The sequence below is a fragment of the Chromohalobacter marismortui genome, from assembly GCF_004364315.1.
Taxonomy (GTDB): Bacteria; Pseudomonadota; Gammaproteobacteria; order Pseudomonadales; family Halomonadaceae; genus Chromohalobacter; species Chromohalobacter marismortui.
Window position 1 is genome coordinate 470473 of sequence record NZ_SOBR01000001.1, and the last position, 22613, is coordinate 493085.

Sequence of the window (22613 nt, forward strand, 5' to 3'; positions counted from 1 at the left end):
CGGCCCTTGGCCATGGGCCGAAAGAAGCAATCGTCTGATAAGAAAAGAATCCGACTTCCGTGACGACCGTCAGCGTTGTCCAGCATTGAGAAGATGCGTGGCGAGTGCGTGAGCGTTCATGGACCCCTTTCCTTTCGCAACATCAGATCCGACAACTGGGCAAGACTATGATCGAAGTCAAACGAGGCCTGGATCTCCCCATCGCCGGGTCGCCCGAGCAGCGCATACATGATGCGCGGCCCGTGCGGCACGTGGCGATCCTCGGTACCGACTACGTGGGCATGAAGCCGACGATGGAGGTTCGAGAGGGGGACAAGGTAAAACTGGGCCAGCTACTGTTCACCGACAAGAAAATCCCGGGCGTACGGTTCACGGCACCAGGCGCAGGCGAGGTGGTGGCGATCAACCGCGGCGAGAAGCGGCGCTTGCTGTCGGTCGTCATCAAGCTCGATGATCACGAAGAGGCCGTACCCTTCACGGCGCATGGCGCGGACGCGCTGGAGCGGTTGGAGCGCCAGACGGTCGTCGATCAACTGATCGATTCGGGGCTCTGGACCGCGCTCAGGACTCGCCCTTACTCTCGCACGCCTGCTCCCGATGCCGTTCCCGCCGATATTTTCGTTACCGCGATCGATACGCATCCTCTCGCCGCGGACCCCCGTTTGGTGATTGGCGAGGACAGCGTCGCCTTCGAACAGGGCCTCAAGGTGCTCAAGCGCCTGACGCCGGGGCAGGTGTTCGTGTGCCATGGCCAAGACGCCGAACTGCCGGGCGACGGGCTCGAGGGCGTGCGTTTCGAGGCTTTCGCTGGCCGGCATCCCGCCGGGCTGGTGGGCACGCACATCCATTACCTGTCGCCGGTGAGTCTGGCGCGTCAGGTTTGGCATCTTGACTATCAGGATGTCATCGCCTTCGGCAAGCTATTGACCGAAGGGCGTCTGGAGACGCAACGCGTGGTGGCCGTCGGCGGTCCACGTGCCAAGCAGCCTCGCTTGTTGCGAACGCGCCTCGGGGCGAGCAGTAGTGAGCTGCTGGAAGGTGAAATCGAAGCGCCCGACGATACCCGGGTGATTTCCGGATCGGTTTTCGGTGGCGCCATCGCGGAAGGCTCGCGGCGTTTCCTGGGGCGTTTTCATCGCCAGTTCACGCTGCTCGAAGAGGGCAACAAGCGTGCCTTTCTGGGGTGGTTGTCGCCGGGGGTGCGGCGTCATTCGGTAATGGGTATCTATGTGTCTCAGTTTTTGGGACTCAATCGGTATGCGCCGAACACGTCGACCAACGGTTCCGAACGCGCGATGGTGCCGGTAGGCGCTTACGAGCGCGTGATGCCGCTGGATATCATGCCGACGCAGTTGCTGCGCTCATTGATCGTGGGCGACATCGAAAGCTCGATGGAACTCGGCTGCCTGGAGCTGGATGAAGAAGATCTCGCGCTTTGTACCTACGTTTGCCCCGGCAAGTATGAGTACGGCCCCATCCTGCGTGATAACCTCACCATGATCGAGAAAGAGGTCTGACGATGGGAATTCGTAATACGCTCGACAAACTCGAGCCGCATTTTCACCAGGGTGGTAAATACGAGAAGTTCTACGCGCTGTACGAAGCGGTCGATACCATCTTCTACTCGCCCCCGGACGTGACCAAGAGCACGGCGCATGTGCGTGATGGCATCGACCTCAAGCGCATCATGATCACGGTCTGGCTGTGTACCTTTCCGGCGATGTTCTTTGGTATGTACAACGCCGGCCTGCAGGCCAACATGGCGATGGGCGACGGCTTCGGCGCCATGGGGGGATGGCGTGAAGCCATCACCATGGCGCTGGCGGGCAGTCACGACCCCGGCAGTATTTGGGCCAATTTCGTGCTTGGTGCCACTTACTTCTTGCCTATCTACCTGGTGACCTTTCTCGTCGGCGGCTTCTGGGAAGTGCTGTTCGCCGTCAAACGCGGCCATGAGGTCAACGAAGGCTTCTTCGTGACCTCGGTGCTCTATGCGCTGATCCTGCCGGCGACCATTCCGCTGTGGCAGGTGGCCTTGGGCATTACCTTCGGCGTCGTGATCGGCAAGGAAATCTTCGGCGGCACCGGCAAGAACTTCCTGAACCCGGCACTGACCGGGCGTGCGTTTCTGTATTTCGCCTACCCGGCGCAGATCTCCGGCGATAGCGTGTGGGTCGCGGCCGACGGCTATACCGGTGCTACCCCGCTTTCCACGGCGGCGCAGAATGGCATGGGGGCATTGCATCAGGCACATAGCTGGTGGGATGCTTTTCTCGGTTTCATTCCCGGCTCGGTGGGGGAAACCTCGACGCTGGCGATCCTCATCGGTGCGGTGGTTCTGCTGATCACGCGGATCGCCTCCTGGCGTATCATGCTCGGCGTGTTCGTGGGCATGGCGCTGACGGCGATGCTGTTTACCGCCATCGGCTCGGAAAGCAATCCCATGTTCGGCATGCCCTGGTACTGGCATCTGGTGCTGGGCGGCTTCGCCTTCGGCATGGTGTTCATGGCGACCGACCCCGTGTCGGCATCGATGACGGATCCCGGGAAGCTCTTGTTCGGCCTCTTGATCGGGGTGATGACCGTCCTGATTCGCGTGGTCAACCCGGCGTTTCCGGAAGGCATCATGCTGGCGATTCTGTTTGCCAACCTGTTCGCACCGATGATCGATCACTTCTTCGTACAGGCCAATATCAAGCGCCGCCAGAAACGTGACGCCGCGTATTCCACCGCGACGAACGAGGAGACCACCTGATGGCCAACAACTCCATCAAGAAGACGCTGATGGTTGCGCTTGCGCTGTGCATCGTGTGTTCGGTGGTGGTCTCGACCGCTGCCGTGGTGCTGCAGCCCATGCAGGAACGCAACAAGGAACTCGATCGCAAGACCAACATTCTCGCGGTTGCCGAGCTTTACGAGCCGGGGATGGATGTCGGAGAAGCCTTCAAACGCTTGATCACCCCACGCGTCATCAAGCTGGAGACGGGCGAATACACCGATCGGTTCGATCCGCAGCAGTATAATCAGTTCGAAGCGGCCAAGGATCCTGCCATGTCACGTACGCTCTCGGGTGAAGATGACGGCGCGGGGATCGGGCGTGAGGAACTCTATTCCACCGTGTATCTCGTCGGCGATCCCGAGGATCCCCGGCAGATCATTCTGCCCATCCGTGGGCAGGGGCTGTGGGGATTGATGCGCGGCTTCCTGGCGCTCAAGGGCGACGGCAATACCATCATTGGCTTGTCTTATTATTCTCACTCCGAAACGCCCGGGTTGGGGGCCCAAGTCGACAACCCCGACTGGAAGGCCCAGTGGGATGGTAAAGAAGTCTACGCTGATGCTGGCATGAAACCGGAAATCTCCCTGGTCAAGGGCGGTGCTGAAAGCAAGTATGAAGTCGATGCCTTGTCCGGTGCGACGCTGACCAGTCGAGGTGTCACCAACATGCTGCATTTCTGGCTGAGCGAGAGTGGCTTCGGCCCCTACCTCGCCCGCTTCCACGGCAACTCCGAAGGAGCGTGAACATGGCTGCTGATTCCGTAAAAAATACCGTTCTTTCGCCGGTCTTCAAGAACAATCCCATTGCACTGCAGGTGCTGGGGATCTGCTCGGCGCTGGCGGTCACCAACTCCATGAAGGTTTCCCTGGTGATGGGCCTGGCCGTGATTGCGGTCACGGCTTGCTCGAATCTGTTCGTCTCGCTGATTCGTCACCATATTCCATCCTCGATTCGCATCATCGTGCAGATGACCATCATCGCGTCGCTGGTCATCGTGGTCGATCAGGTGTTGAAGGCATATGCCTACGAAATATCCAAGCAGTTGTCGGTTTTCGTCGGGCTGATCATCACCAACTGCATCGTCATGGGGCGCGCCGAGGCCTATGCGATGCAGAACGGTCCGGCCATGAGCTTTCTCGACGGGGTCGGCAATGGCCTGGGCTATGCCGTCATCCTGTTGATCGTCGGTTTCGTGCGCGAGCTTTTCGGCTCCGGCAGCGTGTTCGGCTTCACGGTGCTGCCCACGGTACAAGACGGTGGTTGGTACGTGCCCAACGGGCTGATGCTGTTGCCGCCTTCGGCATTCTTCGTTATCGGCTTGTTCATCTGGATACTGCGCAGTGTGCGCTCTGAACAGGTCGAGAAAGCCGAATACCGGATCGTGGCCAACAGCAAGGCCAAGATTAAGGAGTCCGTGTGATGTTCGAACATTATCTGAGCCTCTTCGTCAAGGCCGTGTTCGTGGAGAACATGGCACTGGCGTTCTTCCTCGGCATGTGTACGTTTCTTGCCGTCTCCAAGAAGATATCGTCGGCCATTGGGCTGGGGATTGCGGTCGTGGTGGTGCTGACCATTACCGTGCCGGTCAATAACCTGATCCTGACCTATCTGTTGAAGGAAGGAGCCCTGACCTGGACGGGGCTGGAAGGTGCCGGGAATATCGATCTGTCGTTCTTGGGGCTGTTGAGTTATATCGGCGTTATCGCAGCGCTGGTGCAGATCCTCGAGATGTTTCTGGATAAGTTCGTGCCCGCGCTCTATAACGCGCTCGGCGTTTATCTGCCGTTGATCACGGTGAATTGCGCGATTCTCGGCGCGTCGCTGTTCATGGTCGAGCGGAGCTACAACTTCGGCGAATCGGTGGTCTATGGTGCCGGTGCCGGCGTTGGCTGGGCCCTGGCGATCACCGCATTGGCGGGAATTCGGGAAAAGCTCAAGTACAGTGACGTGCCGGCCAGCCTGCAAGGGTTGGGAATTACGTTCATTACCGTCGGGCTGATGTCATTGGGCTTCATGTCCTTCTCCGGCATCCAGCTCTAAGCAACGGAAATAGGAAACCGACATGGTTGATACATACATCATCGTGCTCGGCGTCGTCATGTTCACCGTGATCGTGCTCGGTCTGGTGGTCGTGATCCTGACGGCGCGCAGCCGTCTGGTCAGCAGTGGCGACGTCTCCATAGAGATCAACGGCGACCCCGAGAACACCCTGACGACCCAGGCCGGCGGCAAGTTGTTGCAAACGCTGGCGGCTAACGGCATCTTCCTCTCGTCGGCATGCGGCGGCGGCGGTTCATGCGCGCAGTGCAGATGCCGTGTAGTCGATGGCGGTGGGTCGATCTTGCCCACGGAGGAGTCCCACTTCACCCTGCGCGAGAAGAAAGAAGGCTGGCGGCTGTCGTGTCAGGTGCCGGTGAAGCAGGACATGAAGGTCGAGGTGCCGGAGGAGGTCTTCGGTGTCAAGAAGTGGGAATGCGAGGTGATCGAAAACCCCAACGTTGCCACTTTCATCAAGGAGCTCAATCTCAAGCTTCCCGAAGGTGAGGATGTGGCGTTTCGTGCCGGCGGTTACGTGCAGCTGGTGGCGCCGCCCTATGACGTCAAGTTCTCGGACTTCGATATCGAGGAGCAATATCGCGGCGATTGGGAGAAGTTCAATCTCTTCAATATCTCCCACAAGAACGATGAGGAGATCATTCGCGCGTACTCGATGGCCAACTATCCGGATGAGAAAGGCATCCTGAAGTTCAACATCCGTATCGCCACGCCGCCGCCCAATACCGATTATCCGCCGGGACTGATGTCGACCTATGCCTTCTCGCTCAAGCCGGGCGACAAGGTGACGGTGATGGGCCCCTTCGGCGAGTTCTTTGCCAAGGACACCGATGCGGAAATGATCTTCATCGGAGGTGGCGCGGGCATGGCGCCGATGCGCAGCCATATCTTCGACCAGCTCAAGCGTCTCAAGAGCTCTCGCAAGATTTCGTTCTGGTACGGCGCGCGCTCGTGGCGCGAAACCTTCTACAACGAAGAGTACGATCAGCTGGCCGAGGAGTTCGATAACTTCGAATGGCACCTGGCGCTGTCCGATCCGCTCCCGGAGGACAATTGGGAAGGCGATACCGGCTTCATTCATAACGTTCTCTATGAGAAGTACCTCAAGGACCACCCGGCGCCGGAGGACTGCGAATACTACATGTGCGGCCCGCCCATCATGAATGCTTCGGTGATCAAGATGCTGACCGATATGGGCGTTGAGCCTGAAAACATCATGCTGGACGACTTCGGCGGATGATGGTGGCAGCGTATCGTGCAGGGCCGGCCTGGATAGGGCTGGTCCTGTTTGCGTTATTGGCACTGGCCGGTTGTGAGCAACCGCCACAGGCGCATCGCTTCGAGGGGCCCATCTTCGGCACGGGCTACCATGTCACTGTCTACGGCGATTTCAACGAACGTCAATTGAAATCCATCGACGACGGTATCGAGTCGGCACTGCATAGAGTCGATCGCTTGATGTCGACCTATAAGTCCGATTCGGAGCTGTCACGCTTCAATGCCGCACCGGTGGGGAAGCCGTTCGAGCTGTCCGCGGCCACGGCACGGGTGATCGAAGAGGCTATCGAGATCGGCGACCTATCGAACGGTGCCTTCGATGTCACTATCGGTAGTGCAGTCAATCTATGGGGATTCGGCCCCAAGATGCGCCCGGACAAAGTGCCGAGTGACGCGGAGGTTGCCCAGGCATTGCGCAAGGTCGATTACCAGGCCCTAAAGCTGGAAGGCAATCGCCTGACCAAGACCAAGCCGGTATATGTCGATCTCTCGGGTATCGCCAAGGGGTTCGGGGTCGACCAGGTGGCGGCTCGCCTGGACGCCTTGGGCGTGACATCCTATCTCGTGGAAGTTGGAGGCGAAATTCGCACACGAGGTACCAAGCCCAATGGCCAGCCCTGGCGTATTGCCGTGGAAAAGCCGGTTTCCCGAGAGCGTAGCGTGCAACGCGTGCTCGAACTCGAAGACGTGGCGGTGGCGACCTCGGGCGATTACCGCAACTATTACGAGGAAGATGGCCGGCGTTATTCGCATACCATCGACCCCCGGACCGGTCGTCCGATCACCCATCATCTCGCGTCGGTGACGGTCGTTGCCGAGCTTTGTTCGACGGCGGATGCCTTGGCCACGGCGCTGGAGGTATTGGGTCCGAAGAAAGGCATGGCATTGGCTGAGCGCGAGGATATTGCGGCGTATTTCATCGTCAAAACCGATAAAGGCTTCAAGACAGAAGTGAGTGACGCCTTTCATACCTATCTTGCGGATGAGCCGTCCGAAGGGGAAAAGCAATGACAGTATGGCTTTTGGTATTCGCATTGATGCTACTGCTGTTGGCCGGTATGGCCATCGGCGTCATTCTCGGCCGTAAGCCGATCGCAGGCTCCTGCGGAGGGCTCAATCAGTTGGGTCTCAAGGAGGGGTGCGATATCTGCGGTGGGAATGACAAGGTCTGCGAAGAGGAGAATCAAAAGCGCCGCAAGAGTGCGCGTCGTGCCAGCGACGAAAACCGGGGAGCAGACCTCGGTTACGACGCGGTTCGACGTTGAACGCACTCGTCAAACATTACTGACGTAAAATCGTTGGTTGAGTCCAAGGCGCTCTAGGGCGTGTCCCGACATGATTTCGCGGGAAACCTGGGTATGTGCCCTGAAAGCGGCACGTCTCGTCATCCGCCTTGCCGTGGCCGGTCTTGCGTTGAGGCTTATCGCAGCGGTTTCTCATGCATCGAGAGGAGCAGGCGAACCTAATGGCAGTTCACAATTATGACGTGGTGGTGATTGGCTCGGGCCCAGCGGGCGAAAGCGCTGCGATCAATGCGGCCAAGCACGGCAAGCGTGTAGCCATCGTCGAGAAGCAGCCAGCGGTAGGAGGAAACTGTACCCATTGGGGGACGATCCCGTCCAAGGCCCTGCGCCACCAAGTCAAGCAGATCATGCAGTTCAATACCAACCGCATGTTCCGCGATATCGGCGAACCGCGCTGGTTTTCCTTCCCTCGTGTGCTTGACCGTTCCAAGGTCACCATCGACCAGCAGGTCGAGATGCGTACCCAGTTCTATTCACGCAATCGCATCGATCTCTTCTTCGGGGTCGCCAACTTTCGTGACGAGCACACCCTGGTCGTGCGGGACAATCAGGATGGCGCCGAGGAACTCTGCGCCCAGCAGTTCGTGATCGCCACCGGGTCTCGCCCTTATCGTCCCGCCGATATCAACTTCCGACATCCCCGTATTTATTGCTCGGACACCGTTCTCGGGCTTTCTCACACGCCGCGAACCTTGATCATCTTCGGCGCGGGTGTCATCGGTTCCGAGTATGCGTCGATTTTTTCAGGGCTCGGCGTCAAGGTCGACTTGATCGACATGCGTGAGCGTCTGTTGTCGTTTCTCGATGACGAGATCAGCGACGCCTTGTCCTATCATCTGCGTCAGAATGGCGTGCTGGTTCGCCATAATGAAGATTACGAAAGCATCGAAGGCGATGAGTCCGGGGTGGTGGTCAAGCTCAAGTCCGGCAAGCGCCTGCGCGCGGATGCCTTTCTCTGGGCCAATGGACGGACGGGCAATACCGATCAACTGGGACTGGAAAACATCGGTCTCGAACCCAATGGGCGCGGTCAACTGCAGGTCGATGAGCATTATCGCACCATGGTGCCGCATATCTATGCCGTGGGGGATGTCATCGGTTGGCCGAGTCTGGCCAGCGCCGCCTATGACCAGGGGCGGAGTGCCAGCGACGACTTCCTGGAGGAAGACTTTCGCTTCGTCGAGGATATTCCCACCGGCATCTACACCATTCCCGAGATCAGCTCGGTGGGCAAGAACGAGCGTGAGCTGACCGAAGCCAAGGTGCCCTACGAGATCGCGCAGGCGTTCTTCAAGGACACCGCGCGTGCACAGATCACCGGCGACACCGTGGGGATGCTCAAGATCCTCTTCCACCGCGACACACTCGAGATTCTGGGCATTCACTGCTTCGGTGACCAAGCCTCCGAGATCGTGCATATCGGTCAGGCCATCATGCAGCAACAGGGCGAAGCGAATACGCTCAAGTATTTCATCAATACCACCTTCAACTACCCCACCATGGCCGAGGCCTATCGTGTTGCTGCGCAAAACGGCTTGAACCGCCTATTCTGATAGGCGCAGAGACGCGCTCGCATCATGAGATCCTCGCGGCTCGCCGGCATGGCTCGGCAGACAACGAGCCGGCACTGTGCCGGCTCGTTGCGTCGTGACATCCATCACCAGAAGAGCGGGTCATTCACCGCTGTCATGCACTAGCCAGCACGCTCAAGCAGCTGCCTTCCAGCAGTCGGGAAGTCTGCGGCAGCTAGCGGTAGCGATAGACTCGCAAGCTGGGCAGGAAAGGCGTGTCCTCGAGCTTCGTGTCGGCGCGTTGTGCGCGGCTACGTTCGCTGGGTGGGGTGGTCTTTGGCGTGTTGTGAGAGGGCAGGTGGCCATCCTCGGCGGGAATGAAAAGCGGCAGCGGCAGGTTCATGGCACGCCGCATGCGTCCATCCGCGAGCGCGTCGCGAAAGAACAGGTTGGCACGCATGACGGGCGCCTGGGTTTGCACCTGGGCCAATGGCTCGCTGTCGGGGATGCCCGCCAAGTGACGCAGTTGAATGCGGATGTGTGGGCTCTCGGTATCCATTTCCATGAGCCGCCGTTCGGCATCGCGCACGCTCAAGCGTTTGATGGAGCGCCCGCTGGTATACCAGGCGAGGCGCACCCGCGACAGAGGCGCATCCGCCACGGGGAGGTGGCGCCAGCATTGCTTGAGGTGCAGGCGTGCCAAGCCTTGTCCGCGTAGATGGTCGTGCAGCGTGGGATGGCGAAAGGGCAATACCGCCTTGATCTCGGGGAGCAGGGTGGGCGCCTCTTGGCGAATCTCGGCCAGTGTCGCCGCGAAGGTCTGCTTGGCGCGATTGATGTCGGCGACGTACCCCAGCAATGCGGGGGATGCGGCGATCAAGCCGATGTAATTGCGCGTCGCGCGGCCGTCTTGACCATCCTGATACCAGAAGTCGAACAGGGCATGGCGCAGCCATGCGATATCGAAGGTGGTCTCCCCCAGTACCCAGCCCGTCGGTGGCGCGTGTTCGACATGGCCGATGAGCGCCTCGCAGGTTTCGATCACATGATCGAAGTCGTGTTCCAGGCGCGCCAGAAGGTGGTATTGCCGCTCCATCTTTATACCGTTATCCAAAGTCTGATGATTACATCATGGCAAGCGTGGTGCGTCTTCGCAAGTAGGTCTGGCGCACAACGTCGGCCGTGGAGTAGGCGGTGCTCGCTCATGGAGGGCGGGCCGGCGTGGCCCGCTACTCAACGATCGCGATAACGCTTGGTAAGGTCGGCGTAGGCATCGACACGTCGGTCACGCAGATAAGGCCAGGCGCGCCGGACGTGTTCACTACGTGTCATGTCGAGTTCGACCAATAGCTGTGTCGCGTCATCGCCTGCCTGGGCCAATATCTCACCCTGAGGCCCGCAGATGAAGCTTCCTCCCCAGAAATCGATGCCCGATGTCGCCTTCGATGGGTCAGCCTCATGTCCCACACGGTTGGCGACCATGACCGGTAGGCCGTTGGCGACGCCGTGTGAGCGCTGAATCAACGTCCAGGCGTCCTTCTGGCGCTGCTTCTCGGGATCGTCGTCGGGCGGGTGCCAGCCGATAGCGGTGGGATAGAGCAGCAGATCGGCGCCGGCCAGGGTCATCAGGCGAGCGGCTTCCGGATACCACTGATCCCAACAGACCAAGACGCCGAGCCGGCCGACGGATGTCTCGATGGGCTCGAATCCGCTGTTCTCATCGGCATCGCCGGGTGTGAAATAGAATTTTTCGTAGAATCCCGGGTCATCGGGTATATGCATTTTGCGATAGTGGCCGACACGGCCATGCTGACGGTCGAAGACCACGGCCGTGTTGTGATAGAGCCCGGCGGCGCGGCGTTCGAAGAGCGAGCCGACGAGCACGATGTCGAGTTCGGCGGCGAGGGCGGCCAGATGCTGGGCGCTGGGGCCGTCGAGCGACTCGGCGAGATCGAAGAGACGGTCGTCTTCGGTCTGACAGAAATAATGCGTAGCATGCAATTCCTGAAGCAGGATCAGCTCGGCGCCTTTTCCCGCCAGTTCGCGAATGCCGGCCTCGCTTTCCTGCAAGCTACGGGACTTGTCGGGCCAGCCGGGTTGCTGAACGAGCCCTGCCTTGAGTGTCGAGGCCATGGCGTCACTCCTTGTCATTGTCACTACTGTCATGGGCACCGGCGGTGGAGGCGCTGAAGAGCGCGCCGCGTGGCAACTGCATGGTCAAGCAATGCAGGCTTCCATGTTGGCGTATCACGGTGCGACAGTCGATGGGGATGATATCGCGCCCGGGGAACGCGCTGGCGAGTGCCGTCAGCGCCACGCCATCGGCGGCATCAGCGTAGATGGGAACGAGGACCGCCCCATTGATGATCAGAAAGTTGGCATAGGTGGCCGGTAGGCGATGGCCATCGTCGGCATCATGGCATGCGCGCGGCAAGGGCAAGGGAATGAGCCGGTAAGGTTCCCCATCGGCGCGCTGGAAGGCCTTGAGTTCCTTTTCCATCTGCGCCAGTGCGGCGAAATGCGGATCGTCAGGGTCTTCGCAGCGTACGTACGCAATGGTTTCTGCATCGCAGAAGCGGGCCAGGGTATCGATGTGACTATCGGTATCGTCGCCTTCGAGATGCCCCTGGGTCAGCCACAGACAACGCTCGATCCCCATGTCGTCGCGCAATGCGGCTTCGATGTCTTCACGCGTCAGGTGCGGATTGCGGTTGGGATTGAGCAGGCAGGCCTCGGTGACCAATAGCGTGCCTTCGCCATCGCCCTCGATGGCACCGCCTTCCAGCACCAGTTCACGCGTTTCTCGTGGCGCCGCGTAAATGCCGATCTCCGAAAGCGTCGCGGTCAGGGCATTATCGTACTCGGCGGCGAACTTTCCCCCCCATCCGGTGAAGCGATAATCGAGCAGCACGACGTCGCCATCGCGTTCGACGGCGATGGGGCCGTGGTCCCGGGTCCAGGTATCGTTCGACGACGCTTCGATGAGATGCCATTGCTTGGGGTGAATGCCCAGGCGTGTGAAGCGCGCGTCGAGGCGCTCACGTGTCGGCGCATCGGCGACGACGATCAGCACGGGCTGATACCGCGTGATGGCCACGACCAGGGCTTCCAGGGAGGCTTCGATACGCTCGAAAAGTGGCTCCCAATCGCTTCCGGCACGCGGCCAAGTCAGTTGAATGGCGTCTTGGGGATGCCATTCAGGGAACAGGCGTGGGAGCATTGCGGTCTCCTATGGGGGTGAGGCACAGCGCGGCGACCGGATATCGGCGTCTTGCCGATGATGGCGGTAGCTGCGGCATTTTAGTCGTCGCCGACACGGATGCAAGTGTCACCGGATGCTGTGCATGATGATGCCATCGCAGGCATTCTTGCCGCCACTGGCCCATGCAGGAGCACGCAAAAACACGTACCATGAGCCCGGCTCATACCAAGGAATCGATGTCGATGCTGGATCGCTTGCCGTTTCTTATCGGACTGCGCTATGTGCGCGCCAAACGTCGTAACCATTTCATTTCATTCATTTCCCTGACCTCGATGCTGGGCCTGATGCTGGGCGTGGCGGTGTTGATCCTCGTCTTGTCGGTCATGAACGGTTTCGATCATGAATTGCGAACACGCATATTGGGCATGGTGCCGCATACCAGAATCGAAGCCCAGGGGGGGATGACGGACTGGAAGGCGCTCGCCGAACGCCTGGAAAAACGGGACCATGTCATCGGCGCGGCACCGTTCGTGCAACAGCAAGGCATGTTCTCTTCCAACGGACGCACCCAGGGCGCGATGGTCAACGGCATCAAGCCGAGTTACGAGAGCAAGGTCTCGATCATCGACGAGCACATGACGCAAGGCTCGCTAGACGACCTTGCACCTGGCGAGTGGAACGTGGTGCTGGGCGACCTGCTGGCACGCAATCTTGGCGTGGGCGTGGGCGATCGCGTGACGTTGCTGGTGCCCGAAGCCTCGATCACGCCGGGTGGCGTGTTTCCACGCTTCAAGCGCTTCACGGTCAGCGGTATCTTCAAGGTGGGGGCCGATCTGGATGCTCGGCTTGCCTATGCCAATATCCACGACATGCAGACGCTGGGACGCATGGGAGACACCGTGGGCGGATTGCGCCTGGAGTTGGATGACCTCTTCAAGGCGGGCGCGGTCACCAATGAGATCGTCAACGATCTTGGCAGTGGCTACCGCGGGGTGGACTGGACCTATACGCATGGCAATCTGTTTCAGGCGATTCAGATGGAAAAACGCATGATCGGGTTGCTGCTGATGGTGATCGTTGCAGTGGCGGCGTTCAATATCGTCTCCACATTGGTCATGGTCGTGACGGACAAACACGCCGATATTGCGATCCTGCGCACCATCGGCGCCAAGCCGGGGACCATCATGCGCATCTTCATGGTGCAGGGCATGGCGATCGGGATCATCGGCATCGTCGTGGGAGTGGCGCTGGGTATCGTGCTGGCGCTGTCGGTGTCGGACTTGATTGCCTGGTTCGAAGCGTTGACGGGGATTCAATTCCTCGATCCCAATGTGTACTTCATCAGTTATCTGCCTTCGCAACTACGATTGAGCGATGTGGGCATCATCGCGGGATCGGCTTTTGTACTGACATTCCTGTCGACCCTTTATCCCGCCTGGCGTGCGGCGCGTATCCAACCGGCCGAGGTATTGCGTTATGAATGAGGAAACCGCGATGGCATCGAATGGCAAGCCCACCTTCGCCGATAATGACATCATGCTGCACTGCGACGGCCTGACGCGTATCTATCGTGAGGGCCCCCAGGATGTCACCGTACTCGATGCCCTGGAGCTGGAGGTGAGGGCCGGTGAACGCGTCGCCGTGGTGGGCAGTTCCGGTTCGGGCAAGACCACATTGCTCAATCTGTTGGGCGGTCTCGACCGTCCGAGTGCGGGACAGGTACGCATTGCGGGTCAGTCGCTGGCCGACATGGGGGAAGCCGCCCTGGGTGACTTTCGCAATCGGCATATCGGCTTCGTGTATCAATTCCACCATCTATTGGCGGAGTTTTCGGCGCTGGAAAATGTCGCCATGCCGTTGCTCATTCGTGGGCAACAGCGCCAGCAGGCACAGGCCGCAGCACGTGACATCCTGTCCCAAGTAGGCATGGAGGCGCGCTGCGAGCATAAGCCGGGCGAACTGTCGGGGGGCGAGCGCCAGCGCGTGGCGATCGCTCGCGCCTTGGTCACGGATCCCAGTCTGGTGCTGATGGACGAGCCAACCGGTAACCTCGATCAGACCACGGCGAGCAATATCCTGGCGCTGATGGATGGCCTTGCCGAACGTAGCGCCTGTGCCTTCATCATCGTCACCCACGACCCCGCTCTCGCCGCCCATCAGGACCGCGTGATGCGCCTCGACCAGGGCCGCCTGAGCGCGGACTGAGCACGGCCATCATGCCTTACGCTGGCGCCGCCGCCGAGCGCGGCGCCGCCAGCTTCTGGCCACCTGCCAACGCCAGATCAAGCGAATCGTCAGGTTGCTGAGCAAGCCGACGATGATTGCGACCACTACCGAGCCCACGAGCAGGGCGGGCAAGATATCCGCCATTTTTTCGGCAATCCACGCGGTAGATAGCCTATCGGGCATGTGGCGCGCAGGTGTATCCAGCAACCAGGCACCTATCCGGTAATTGAAATAGAAGATCACCGGCATGGTGAGCGGGTTGGTCAGCCAGACGAGACTGACCGACAACGGCAGGTTGCAGCGCAGCAGCCAGGCACCGAACGCGGCGACGACCATCTGCAACGGAATCGGTAGTAGCGCGACGAACAGCCCCACCATGAAGGCATTGCCCACGCTGCGGCGCGACAGCATCCATAGGGAAGGGTCACCCAGTAGGTGATGCATGAAACGCAACGATTTTTGGCGTTTCAGCGTTTCCGGCCGGGGCATGTAACGCTGCAGAAGTCGGCGAGGCATGATCCACGAGCTGTCGAAGTGTCGATTCATTATCCATACAACCCGGGGCTCTCGCTATCGTTGCGCGCCATCGCATGTCCGTCGATCATATATCGTCATTATCTAAGAAAAGGATGGCGAATGAATATGGGGTGGGCGATGCCGCTGGCTGTAGCGGCGCTTGCCGGGAGCGTCTGGGGGCGGTGGGGGCTGGCCGGTGGCCTCTGTGCATGGGGAGTGGCCGCGCTGCTGGCGGCGGCACGTGGGCACTGGCGGTGGCTGACGATGCTCGTCGTGGCGGGGGTATGCGCGTGGCAGGTTGCTGAGCAGCGCGCAGGCACATTGCCTGATGGCTTGTCGCGGCAGGATGTCACGCTCGCCGGACGGGTGGTGCAGGTGCGTCAAGACCAAGGACTGACACGCCTGCGCGTCGCGGTCTCACACTGCGTGCCCCAGGAGACCGGTTTACCCCCATGCGATGCGCTGTCACGGGTACGTCTGTCCTGGTACGACGCGCCGCCCGTGCATGTCGGTGACCATTGGCGATGGCGCGTGCGCATGCGCCCGCCGCAGGGGTTCGCCAATGATCATGGCTTCGATTATGCGGCCTGGCTATGGCGCGAGGGCATTCAGGCGACGGGGTATGTGCGTGATTCGGCCGTGACACGGCGTTCGAGTATCGGCGCTTCGACCCTGCGCGATGCCGGCTTGGCATTTCTGGAAGCGCAGCCATTGTCTGAGCTGGCTACCCGCTGGCTAGCGGCGCTCACCTTGGGCGCTAGCGAGCGTCTCACGCAGGATGACTGGGATTTGCTCAACGCGACCGGCACCACGCACCTGATGGTCATCTCCGGGTTGCATGTCGGCTTGGTGGCAAGCGTGACACTGATGTTGCTGCGTCTGCTGGCGCGGGGCATGACACCGGGGCATTGGCGCCTGGCGACCTGGCCGTGGTGGTTGGCGGGGGGGGCGACACTGGCCTATGCGGGCATGGCGGGGTTCGAGCCGCCCGCGTTACGCGCCACGGTGATGGCCTTGCTGGGATTGTGGGTGGCCAGCGGGCGTCATGCGCCAGGCCCCTGGCAGGCCTGGTGGCTGGCGTTGTTGGTGATCGTGGTGAGCAACCCTCTAACGGTATGGCGTCCCGGGCTGTGGCTGTCGTTTCTGGCGGTGGGCGTGTTGATCACGGCCTGGCAGGGGCGCCCCGCGCCGCGGGGTGTGCGGGGATGGTTGTGGGCATTAGGGCGCTCGCAATGCCTGTTGGCACCGTTCATGGCGGCCGCCGTGCTGATCGGATTCGAGCGACTGGCACCGGTGGGGCCGCTGGTCAATCTGCTCGCGGTACCCCTGGTCGGCAGCATCATGGTGCCGCTGGGGCTGCTGGGCTGGGCGCTGGCGTGGTCGCCGCGCCTGGCGATGATCCCGTGGGGGATGTTCGATGAACTCGCTCAGGGTGTCTGGAAAGGGCTGACATGGGCGGGGACATGGCTCCCTGCATGGTCGCCGCCGATATGGGAAACATGGCCGCTGGCATTGATATTGGCGGCGTTGGGCACGGCATGGCTGCCCCCTGGGATGGTGGGGTATCTACGTCTATGGGCGACGGCGAGCCTGGTCGCCCTGGCGTTGACGCTGCGTCCGCCGGGGGTGGCGCCAGGGCGAGTCGTCGTCACCGTGCACGATGTGGGGCAGGGGCAATTGGTCGAGCTGCGCAGTGCCACCCAGCGTCTGCTGTTCGATACCGGGCCGCGTTATGGCTCGGGATTCACGCCCGCCGAGTCGTTGTGGCCAGCGGGGCGGCACTTCGACGATGTCATCGTCAGTCATAGCGATCGCGATCATGCCGGCGGGGTGAAGACGCTTGCTGAGATGCATCATGTCGCGCGTTGGTGGGGACCGCCAGAGATGCCGGTAGGCATCGCCACAAGAGCGTGTCGCCGGGGCGTGGCATGGCAAAGGGACGGTGTCGACTATCGGTTTCTATCGCCGGTGGCGGGTGACGTGACGCGCTCCGACAACGATCGCTCGTGCGTATTGCTGGTGACGGCTGGCGATCAGCGCCTGCTGATCACGGGGGATGCAGGGAGTGACATCGAGCGGCGCTTGCTGACGGGGTTGGAAACACCGTTGACGGTTCTGGTCGCAGGGCATCACGGCAGTCGTACCAGCTCTTCGCCGGCGTTCGTGGCGCGTACCCGGCCGAAGCACGTCATCTTCAGTGCCGGCCGGGATAATGCGCATGGGCATCCGCATCCCGAAGTGGTACGCCGTTTTCGTCGCGTCGGCAGTTGTCTATGGAATACCGCCACGGAGGGTGCGCTGCGTTTCACGTTGGGCGCCGCGACGCTACGCATGCAGGCGGCGCGCCCGCCCGGCGGTGTCGAAGGGGCGTGCATTGGGGTAGAATCCGGCGGTTGATACGTGTATGTCGTCGCCGGAGATCGTGGTCCTCCCCCATCGGCGCGTATATCGCCTATTTTCAGCAGTTGCCCCCACATGGGGCGAGCAAGCCTCTCAACCAGCGGAGACGCCGTGAGAAACGCTACCAGTTGGTCCCTTTATCGTCGCTTGCTGGGATACGTTAAACCGCATTGGAAAGCATTTCTGGCCGCTGTGATCGGATACGCCATTTATGCCGCATCGAGTACCGCATTGGCGGAAATGATGAAGCGTCTCATCGACGGCATCCAGAACCCCGACGCGGCTTTTCGCCTGATGCTGCCCTTGTTCGTGATCGGCATGTTCGCGGCGCGGGGCGTGGGCACATTCCTGGGTACTTATTACATGAGCGATGTGGCGCGTAACGTGGTACATGCGCTGCGCTGCGAAGTGTTCAACCACATGTTGCGCTTGCCGGGGCGCTTTTTCGACATGCATTCCAGCGGTCACCTGCTCTCGCGCGTCACCTATCATGTCGAGCAGGTGACCGGCGCGGCGACCAACGCGATCACCATCATCCTGCGCGAAGGGCTGTTCGTGATCGGTCTGGTCAGCTATTTGCTCTGGACCAACTGGATGCTGACATTGATCTTTCTGGCCGTCACTCCGCTGATTGGCTTGGTAGTCAGTTACACCAGCAAACGCTTTCGCCGCTTGTCGCGACGCATACAGAATTCCATGGGCGATGTTACCCACGTGGCGTCCGAGGCGTTGTCGGGCTATCGCGTGGTGCGCACGCACGGGGCCGAGGCCTACGAGAAAGCGCGCTTCGCCGAGGCCAGTGAGTACAACCGCGAGCAAAGCATGAAGGTGGCACTGACCAAGGCCGTCAGCACCCCGGTCATTCAGCTGTTGGTGGCGCTGTCACTGGCCGGGCTGGTGTGGCTGGCCATGTCGCCGGCCTTGATGGCCTCCATGACGCCGGGCGAGTTCGTGGCCTTCATCACCGCGGCGTCGTTGATGGCTAAACCGGTACGTCAGCTCACCGAGGTCAACAGCACGATCCAGAAGGGGCTTTCCGCCTCTCAGGAACTGTTCGGCCTGCTCGAACAACCGCCCGAGGTCGATGAGGGCAGTTACGTGCCGGCGCGCATCGACGGGCGGGTGCGTTTCGAGGGCGTACGCTTTCGCTATGGCGAGGAGCAGGCCGAGGTGCTCAAGGGCATCGACCTGGAGATTCCCGCCGGGGAGATGGTCGCCATCGTGGGCCGTTCCGGCAGTGGCAAGTCGACCCTGGTGAGCTTGCTGCCACGTTTCTATCGTCCCACTGAAGGGCAGGTGACACTCGATGACGTGGATATCCAGACCTATTCCTTGTCGCCTCTGCGTCAGCGCATCGCACTGGTCTCGCAGCAGGTGACGCTATTCAATACCACCATCGGTGCCAATATTGCGTACGGACATCCGGATGCCGATCGAGCAGCCGTCGAGAGCGCTGCACGCGCTGCCTACGCGCATGAATTCATCGAGCGTTTGCCCAACGGCTATGAGACCATCGTCGGTGATAATGGGGTGATGTTGTCCGGTGGCCAGCGGCAGCGCCTGGCCATCGCGCGCGCGATTTTCAAGGATTCACCTGTGCTGGTGCTCGACGAAGCGACGTCGGCGCTGGATACCGAGTCCGAGCGCTATATTCAGCAAGCATTGGAAACGGTATGCCGTGGGCGCACGACTTTCGTCATCGCTCACCGCTTGTCGACCATCGAGCGTGCCGACCGTATTCTGGTCATGGAGCAGGGCGAGATCATTGAAAGCGGCACGCATAACGAATTGCTGGCGCAGGATGGCGCCTATGCGGCGCTCCATCAATTGCAATTCCAGGAGGCCGAGTGAGTCGCTTGCAAGATGCCTGGTACCGTGACGCGGCGTGGCTGGTGCCGTTGCGTCCCTTGGCGGGGCTGTATGCCTCGGTCATGGATGCACGACGCAGAGCCTATCAGCGTGGAACGAAGACGGTCTGGAAACCGCCGGTGCCGTTGATCGTGATCGGCAATCTCTCCGTGGGAGGAACCGGCAAGTCGCCGCTGGTGGCGTGGATGGCGCGCTGGCTCGCCGAGCGTGGCTGGCATCCGGGCATCGTCTCGCGCGGCTATGGCGGCCATGCACGTCGTTATCCGCTGTATGTGACGCCGGAGACCTCGCCTGCAGAAGCAGGCGACGAGCCTGTGATGCTGGCGGCACAGACGGGGCTTCCGGTGGCCGTCGATCCCGATCGGCCACGCGCTGCGCGCAAGTTGATCGCGGCCGGCTGCGATATCCTGCTATCCGATGATGGCTTGCAGCATCTGGCCATGGGGCGTGATATCGAGCTCGTGGTCGTGGATGGCGCGCGTGGCTTCGGCAATGGCCGTTGCTTGCCCGCAGGCCCGCTGCGTGAATCGCTGGCCCGCCTCAACGACGTGGATGCCGTCATCGGTAACGGCGCATTGCAAAAAGACTTGCCCGTGCCGCACTACAGCATGCATCTGGTGCCGTCGCGGTGGCGGCATTTGATCGATAACGTCTGCTATCCCATCGAGGGGCGACCCTTCAATGGACGCGTGCATGCGTTGGCGGGAATTGGCCATCCATCGCGTTTCTTCGAGACGCTGACGGCGCTGGATGTTGCATTCGATCCTTGCCCGCTGGCTGATCATCACCGCTTCGATGCAGCCGATCTGCAATTTTCCGACAATCGGCCGGTGGTCATGACGGCCAAGGATGCGGTCAAATGCCGTTTCTTCGCACATGAACGTTGCTGGGTGCTGGATGTGGAAGCGCATCCCGATCCGGCATTGATGACCTGGCTAGAAGGCCGCTTGGCGGCGTTGACCGAGAGGTGAACCATGGATAAGCAAATGTTGGCGATGTTGGTGTGCCCGCGCTGCCAGGGAAAGCTCAAGTACGACCGCGAGCGTGGCGAACTCAAGTGTCTTTTCGATGGATTGGCATTTCCCGTCGACGATGAGATTCCAGTGATGCTGGAAGAGCAGGCGCGCCAGATGGATGTCGACGAGAAACTGGACAAGCCCCGTCGTGGCACCGGCGAGACATGGGATGGTGCTTCATGAATGACGTGGTCGTGGTGATCCCGGCGCGCTATGGGTCTTCACGGTTGCCGGGAAAGCCCTTGTTGGCCATTCACGGCGAGCCAATGCTTGCACGGGTATGGCGGCGCGCTTGTCAAAGCGGCGCCGCGCGCGTGGTGATCGCCACCGATGACGCGCGTATCGAGACGGCCATGCGGCCTTATGAGGCCGAGGTGATGCTGACCGGGCGTGATCACCCCTCAGGGACTGATCGCCTCGCCGAGGTGGCGGCACGTCTAGGTCTCGAGGCCGATACCATCGTGGTCAACGTGCAGGGTGACGAGCCTCTGTTGCCGCCGGCGTTGATCGATCAGGTGGCGAGCCGGCTGGCCGACGACACCACGGCCTCCATTGCCACGCTGGCCGAGCCCATCGGCGATGTGGAAGCCTTGTTCAATCCCAACGTGGTCAAGGTGGTGCGCGATCTATACGGGCGTGCGCTGTATTTCTCACGAGCGCCCGTGCCCTGGGATCGGGAGCACTTCGCCCAGCGTCCCGACCATCTCGAAACCGATGCCTGGTTGCGTCATATCGGCCTCTATGCGTATCGCGCCGGCTTCCTCGCCGAGTATGTCGATTGGCTGCCGTCGCCGCTCGAGCAGCTCGAGCAGCTCGAACAACTGCGTGCCATGCATCATGGACATCGCATTCAGGTGGCACTGACCTGCGAGGCCCATCCGGCGGGCGTCGATACGCAGGAAGATCTCGAGCGGATACGTCGTTTGATCGCTGAAGAGGAGGACAAGGCATGACCCGCATTCTCTTCGTGTGCCTGGGGAATATATGCCGTTCGCCGACGGCCGAGGGCATCGTCAGGGCGCGCTTGCATGCGGCGGGCTTGGCGGAGGCCGTGGCACTGGATTCCTGTGGCACCGGACGCTGGCACGTGGGCGAGCCACCCGACCCGCGTGCCCAGCAAGAAGCACGGGTGCGAGGCATCGATATTGCTTCGTTACGGGCACGCCAACTGCGTGTCGACGACTTTCGGGCGTACGATTATCTGCTGGCAATGGATGCGGATAACCTTGCGCATATGCGCCGTATGGCACCCACCGACTGTCAGGCGCATCTCGGACTGCTGCTGGACTTTGCCGGGCAGTCCGGGCGTTCCGTGCCGGACCCGTATTATGCAACCGAGGATGGCTTTGCCGAGGTGTTCGCCCTGATCGAGCAGGCGGCCGATGGCTTGATCGAGCATTGTCGCCAGCACCTTGCAACACAGCGTGCGGAGCGTGGTGATGCCGCTCGCTGACGCCGCGACGCTGGATAATACGTTGGGGCTGCCGTGTCGCGCGGAACGCTTCATCGCGGCCACGACGCGCGATGACATACGCGCCGCGCTGGCCATGGCAAGGCGTGACGAGGTGCCACTCAATATCGTGGGTGGCGCCAGCAACCTGGTACTGGCGCCTACGCTGCCAGGGGTGACCTTGCAGGTGGCGTGTGACGACTGGTGGTGGGAAGCGGGCGACGATCAGACGATTCTCGTCTACGCCCAGGCCGGCTTGTCCTGGCATGACCTGGTCACGGCATGTGTCGAGCGCGGCTGGTGGGGGATCGAGAACCTTGCATTGATTCCCGGCCATGTCGGCGCCGCACCGATCCAGAATATCGGCGCCTACGGCGTCGAGCTTGCCGATGTCCTGGAGGCCGTCCATGTCATGTACTGTGATGATGGTCGCGACGCCGTTTTCTCGCGCGATGAGTGTGAATTCGCCTACCGCGACAGCCTTTTCAAGCGCGCCTTGGCGGGGCGCGTGGTGGTAACGCAGGTGGTGCTGAGGTTGTCGCGCCGCCCTGCGCCTCGTATGGGTTACGGCGACCTCGCCGAGCGTGTCGCGTTGCACCCCGAGGTGCGGGCGATCTTCGATGCCGTGTGTGCCGTGAGGCGTGAGAAGTTGCCCGATCCCGCCGTGCTGGGCAACGCCGGCAGCTTCTTCACCAACCCCGTGCTCGAAGCGACCCACGCCGGGCGCCTGCTGCAGGAATATCCTGCGATGCCGCACTTCCCGCAACCGAATGGCAGGGTCAAGCTGGCCGCGGGATGGTTGATCGAGCGTTGCGGCTTCAAGGGGACTCGCTGGGGCGCCTTTGGCGTGCACGAACGCCAGGCGCTGGTGCTGGTACACTTTGGTGGTGGCGACAGGCAGGCGCTGTTGGCGCTGGCCGATCATATCCGCGATACCGTACAGCAGACCTTCGGTGTGATGCTGGAGCGCGAGCCGCGTCTGATGGGGTAATGCACCAGGTGGCCAT

At 61.1% G+C, this 22613-nt stretch carries 22 protein-coding genes; 18 read left to right on the forward strand and 4 right to left on the reverse strand.

Features of this window, described 5'->3' with window-relative positions:
- Nucleotides 1-167 precede the first annotated feature (167 nt).
- The 9 genes from C8E00_RS02065 (at nucleotide 168) to sthA (ending at nucleotide 8969) form a co-directional block, all read left to right on the forward strand.
- On the forward strand, nucleotides 168-1517 hold the full coding sequence (locus tag C8E00_RS02065; RefSeq protein ID WP_133693909.1) for a Na(+)-translocating NADH-quinone reductase subunit A: 1350 nt from the start codon (nucleotides 168-170) through the stop codon (nucleotides 1515-1517).
- A 2-nt stretch (nucleotides 1518-1519) separates the two neighbouring features.
- Nucleotides 1520-2755, forward strand: coding sequence for an NADH:ubiquinone reductase (Na(+)-transporting) subunit B (locus tag C8E00_RS02070; RefSeq protein ID WP_133693912.1), 1236 nt, complete (start codon nucleotides 1520-1522; stop codon nucleotides 2753-2755).
- Nucleotides 2755-3522, forward strand: a complete 768-nt coding sequence (locus C8E00_RS02075; RefSeq protein ID WP_133693915.1) for a Na(+)-translocating NADH-quinone reductase subunit C — start codon at nucleotides 2755-2757, stop codon at nucleotides 3520-3522. The genes C8E00_RS02070 and C8E00_RS02075 overlap by 1 nt, the downstream gene beginning before the upstream one ends.
- Nucleotides 3523-3524: 2 nt before the next feature.
- Nucleotides 3525-4199, forward strand: coding sequence for an NADH:ubiquinone reductase (Na(+)-transporting) subunit D (locus tag C8E00_RS02080; protein WP_133693918.1), 675 nt, complete (start codon nucleotides 3525-3527; stop codon nucleotides 4197-4199).
- Nucleotides 4199-4819 carry an NADH:ubiquinone reductase (Na(+)-transporting) subunit E gene (gene nqrE / locus C8E00_RS02085; RefSeq protein ID WP_133693920.1) on the forward strand — a complete coding sequence of 207 codons (621 nt, stop codon included), beginning with the start codon at nucleotides 4199-4201 and terminating at the stop codon, nucleotides 4817-4819. The genes C8E00_RS02080 and nqrE overlap by 1 nt, the downstream gene beginning before the upstream one ends.
- A 22-nt stretch (nucleotides 4820-4841) precedes the next feature.
- Nucleotides 4842-6074 carry an NADH:ubiquinone reductase (Na(+)-transporting) subunit F gene (gene nqrF / locus C8E00_RS02090; RefSeq protein WP_133693923.1) on the forward strand — a complete coding sequence of 411 codons (1233 nt, stop codon included), beginning with the start codon at nucleotides 4842-4844 and terminating at the stop codon, nucleotides 6072-6074.
- Nucleotides 6071-7123 carry an FAD:protein FMN transferase gene (locus C8E00_RS02095; protein ID WP_133693925.1) on the forward strand — a complete coding sequence of 351 codons (1053 nt, stop codon included), beginning with the start codon at nucleotides 6071-6073 and terminating at the stop codon, nucleotides 7121-7123. Before nqrF ends, C8E00_RS02095 begins: the two co-directional genes overlap by 4 nt.
- The gene (gene nqrM / locus C8E00_RS02100; RefSeq protein WP_133693928.1) at nucleotides 7120-7377 is read left to right on the forward strand and encodes a (Na+)-NQR maturation NqrM; all 258 of its coding nucleotides are present in this window, start codon (nucleotides 7120-7122) and stop codon (nucleotides 7375-7377) included. Before C8E00_RS02095 ends, nqrM begins: the two co-directional genes overlap by 4 nt.
- 173 nt (nucleotides 7378-7550) lie before the next feature.
- The gene (gene sthA / locus C8E00_RS02105) at nucleotides 7551-8969 is read left to right on the forward strand and encodes a Si-specific NAD(P)(+) transhydrogenase (RefSeq protein WP_133693930.1); all 1419 of its coding nucleotides are present in this window, start codon (nucleotides 7551-7553) and stop codon (nucleotides 8967-8969) included.
- Nucleotides 8970-9162: 193 nt separating this feature from the next.
- Here sthA and C8E00_RS02110 read toward each other — a convergent pair whose 3' ends face one another.
- The 3 genes from C8E00_RS02110 to C8E00_RS02120 form a co-directional block, all read right to left on the reverse strand.
- Nucleotides 9163-10023: a DNA replication terminus site-binding protein gene (locus C8E00_RS02110; protein ID WP_133693932.1), complete on the reverse strand. Its 861-nt coding sequence runs from the start codon at nucleotides 10021-10023 to the stop codon at nucleotides 9163-9165.
- Nucleotides 10024-10160: 137 nt separating this feature from the next.
- Nucleotides 10161-11060 (reverse strand): carbon-nitrogen hydrolase, encoded by a 900-nt coding sequence (locus C8E00_RS02115; protein ID WP_133693934.1) that lies wholly within the window; start codon nucleotides 11058-11060, stop codon nucleotides 10161-10163.
- Between the two features lie 4 nt (nucleotides 11061-11064).
- The gene (locus tag C8E00_RS02120; RefSeq protein WP_133693936.1) at nucleotides 11065-12147 is read right to left on the reverse strand and encodes an agmatine deiminase family protein; all 1083 of its coding nucleotides are present in this window, start codon (nucleotides 12145-12147) and stop codon (nucleotides 11065-11067) included.
- A gap of 224 nt (nucleotides 12148-12371) precedes the next feature.
- On the opposite strand from C8E00_RS02120, the gene C8E00_RS02125 reads away from it, so the two are divergent.
- A complete protein-coding gene (locus C8E00_RS02125; RefSeq protein ID WP_133693938.1) occupies nucleotides 12372-13613 on the forward strand; it encodes a lipoprotein-releasing ABC transporter permease subunit in 1242 nt (413 codons plus the stop codon).
- A 10-nt stretch (nucleotides 13614-13623) separates the two neighbouring features.
- Nucleotides 13624-14334 (forward strand): ABC transporter ATP-binding protein, encoded by a 711-nt coding sequence (locus C8E00_RS02130; RefSeq protein WP_133693940.1) that lies wholly within the window; start codon nucleotides 13624-13626, stop codon nucleotides 14332-14334.
- Between the two features lie 9 nt (nucleotides 14335-14343).
- Here C8E00_RS02130 and C8E00_RS02135 read toward each other — a convergent pair whose 3' ends face one another.
- Nucleotides 14344-14871, reverse strand: a complete 528-nt coding sequence (locus C8E00_RS02135) for a DUF2062 domain-containing protein (protein ID WP_133693942.1) — start codon at nucleotides 14869-14871, stop codon at nucleotides 14344-14346.
- Between the two features lie 120 nt (nucleotides 14872-14991).
- Here C8E00_RS02135 and C8E00_RS02140 point away from each other — a divergent pair, with 120 nt between their 5' ends.
- The 7 genes from C8E00_RS02140 (at nucleotide 14992) to murB (ending at nucleotide 22597) form a co-directional block, all read left to right on the forward strand.
- The gene (locus C8E00_RS02140; RefSeq protein ID WP_133693944.1) at nucleotides 14992-17268 is read left to right on the forward strand and encodes a DNA internalization-related competence protein ComEC/Rec2; all 2277 of its coding nucleotides are present in this window, start codon (nucleotides 14992-14994) and stop codon (nucleotides 17266-17268) included.
- A 78-nt stretch (nucleotides 17269-17346) separates the two neighbouring features.
- Complete coding sequence (msbA, locus tag C8E00_RS02145; protein ID WP_133693946.1) at nucleotides 17347-19122, forward strand: lipid A export permease/ATP-binding protein MsbA; 1776 nt, start codon at nucleotides 17347-17349, stop codon at nucleotides 19120-19122.
- On the forward strand, nucleotides 19119-20111 hold the full coding sequence (gene lpxK / locus C8E00_RS02150) for a tetraacyldisaccharide 4'-kinase (RefSeq protein ID WP_133693948.1): 993 nt from the start codon (nucleotides 19119-19121) through the stop codon (nucleotides 20109-20111). Before msbA ends, lpxK begins: the two co-directional genes overlap by 4 nt.
- Nucleotides 20112-20114: 3 nt before the next feature.
- A complete protein-coding gene (locus C8E00_RS02155; RefSeq protein ID WP_133693950.1) occupies nucleotides 20115-20339 on the forward strand; it encodes a Trm112 family protein in 225 nt (74 codons plus the stop codon).
- A complete protein-coding gene (kdsB, locus tag C8E00_RS02160; protein ID WP_133693953.1) occupies nucleotides 20336-21109 on the forward strand; it encodes a 3-deoxy-manno-octulosonate cytidylyltransferase in 774 nt (257 codons plus the stop codon). The genes C8E00_RS02155 and kdsB overlap by 4 nt, the downstream gene beginning before the upstream one ends.
- Nucleotides 21106-21609: a low molecular weight protein-tyrosine-phosphatase gene (locus tag C8E00_RS02165; RefSeq protein WP_133693955.1), complete on the forward strand. Its 504-nt coding sequence runs from the start codon at nucleotides 21106-21108 to the stop codon at nucleotides 21607-21609. The genes kdsB and C8E00_RS02165 overlap by 4 nt, the downstream gene beginning before the upstream one ends.
- Nucleotides 21596-22597, forward strand: coding sequence for a UDP-N-acetylmuramate dehydrogenase (murB, locus tag C8E00_RS02170; protein ID WP_133693957.1), 1002 nt, complete (start codon nucleotides 21596-21598; stop codon nucleotides 22595-22597). Before C8E00_RS02165 ends, murB begins: the two co-directional genes overlap by 14 nt.
- The last annotated feature ends 16 nt before the right edge of the window (nucleotides 22598-22613 follow it).

What these genes read in the sequence shown, in the direction of transcription:
- C8E00_RS02065 (WP_133693909.1), top strand. Translation starts at nt 168, where the DNA reads ATGATCGAAGTCAAACGAGGCCTGGATCTCCCCATCGCCGGGTCGCCC.
- C8E00_RS02135 (WP_133693942.1), bottom strand. Translation starts at nt 14,871, where the DNA reads ATGCCTCGCCGACTTCTGCAGCGTTACATGCCCCGGCCGGAAACGCTG.
- murB (WP_133693957.1), top strand. Translation starts at nt 21,596, where the DNA reads ATGCCGCTCGCTGACGCCGCGACGCTGGATAATACGTTGGGGCTGCCG.
- C8E00_RS02070 (WP_133693912.1), top strand. Translation starts at nt 1,520, where the DNA reads ATGGGAATTCGTAATACGCTCGACAAACTCGAGCCGCATTTTCACCAG.
- sthA (WP_133693930.1), top strand. Translation starts at nt 7,551, where the DNA reads ATGCATCGAGAGGAGCAGGCGAACCTAATGGCAGTTCACAATTATGAC.
- C8E00_RS02110 (WP_133693932.1), bottom strand. Translation starts at nt 10,023, where the DNA reads ATGGAGCGGCAATACCACCTTCTGGCGCGCCTGGAACACGACTTCGAT.
- C8E00_RS02080 (WP_133693918.1), top strand. Translation starts at nt 3,525, where the DNA reads ATGGCTGCTGATTCCGTAAAAAATACCGTTCTTTCGCCGGTCTTCAAG.
- nqrM (WP_133693928.1), top strand. Translation starts at nt 7,120, where the DNA reads ATGACAGTATGGCTTTTGGTATTCGCATTGATGCTACTGCTGTTGGCC.
- C8E00_RS02130 (WP_133693940.1), top strand. Translation starts at nt 13,624, where the DNA reads ATGGCATCGAATGGCAAGCCCACCTTCGCCGATAATGACATCATGCTG.
- C8E00_RS02115 (WP_133693934.1), bottom strand. Translation starts at nt 11,060, where the DNA reads ATGGCCTCGACACTCAAGGCAGGGCTCGTTCAGCAACCCGGCTGGCCC.
- C8E00_RS02155 (WP_133693950.1), top strand. Translation starts at nt 20,115, where the DNA reads ATGGATAAGCAAATGTTGGCGATGTTGGTGTGCCCGCGCTGCCAGGGA.
- C8E00_RS02140 (WP_133693944.1), top strand. Translation starts at nt 14,992, where the DNA reads ATGAATATGGGGTGGGCGATGCCGCTGGCTGTAGCGGCGCTTGCCGGG.
- kdsB (WP_133693953.1), top strand. Translation starts at nt 20,336, where the DNA reads ATGAATGACGTGGTCGTGGTGATCCCGGCGCGCTATGGGTCTTCACGG.
- nqrF (WP_133693923.1), top strand. Translation starts at nt 4,842, where the DNA reads ATGGTTGATACATACATCATCGTGCTCGGCGTCGTCATGTTCACCGTG.
- C8E00_RS02125 (WP_133693938.1), top strand. Translation starts at nt 12,372, where the DNA reads ATGCTGGATCGCTTGCCGTTTCTTATCGGACTGCGCTATGTGCGCGCC.
- C8E00_RS02075 (WP_133693915.1), top strand. Translation starts at nt 2,755, where the DNA reads ATGGCCAACAACTCCATCAAGAAGACGCTGATGGTTGCGCTTGCGCTG.
- C8E00_RS02120 (WP_133693936.1), bottom strand. Translation starts at nt 12,147, where the DNA reads ATGCTCCCACGCCTGTTCCCTGAATGGCATCCCCAAGACGCCATTCAA.
- nqrE (WP_133693920.1), top strand. Translation starts at nt 4,199, where the DNA reads ATGTTCGAACATTATCTGAGCCTCTTCGTCAAGGCCGTGTTCGTGGAG.
- C8E00_RS02165 (WP_133693955.1), top strand. Translation starts at nt 21,106, where the DNA reads ATGACCCGCATTCTCTTCGTGTGCCTGGGGAATATATGCCGTTCGCCG.
- C8E00_RS02095 (WP_133693925.1), top strand. Translation starts at nt 6,071, where the DNA reads ATGATGGTGGCAGCGTATCGTGCAGGGCCGGCCTGGATAGGGCTGGTC.
- msbA (WP_133693946.1), top strand. Translation starts at nt 17,347, where the DNA reads ATGGGGCGAGCAAGCCTCTCAACCAGCGGAGACGCCGTGAGAAACGCT.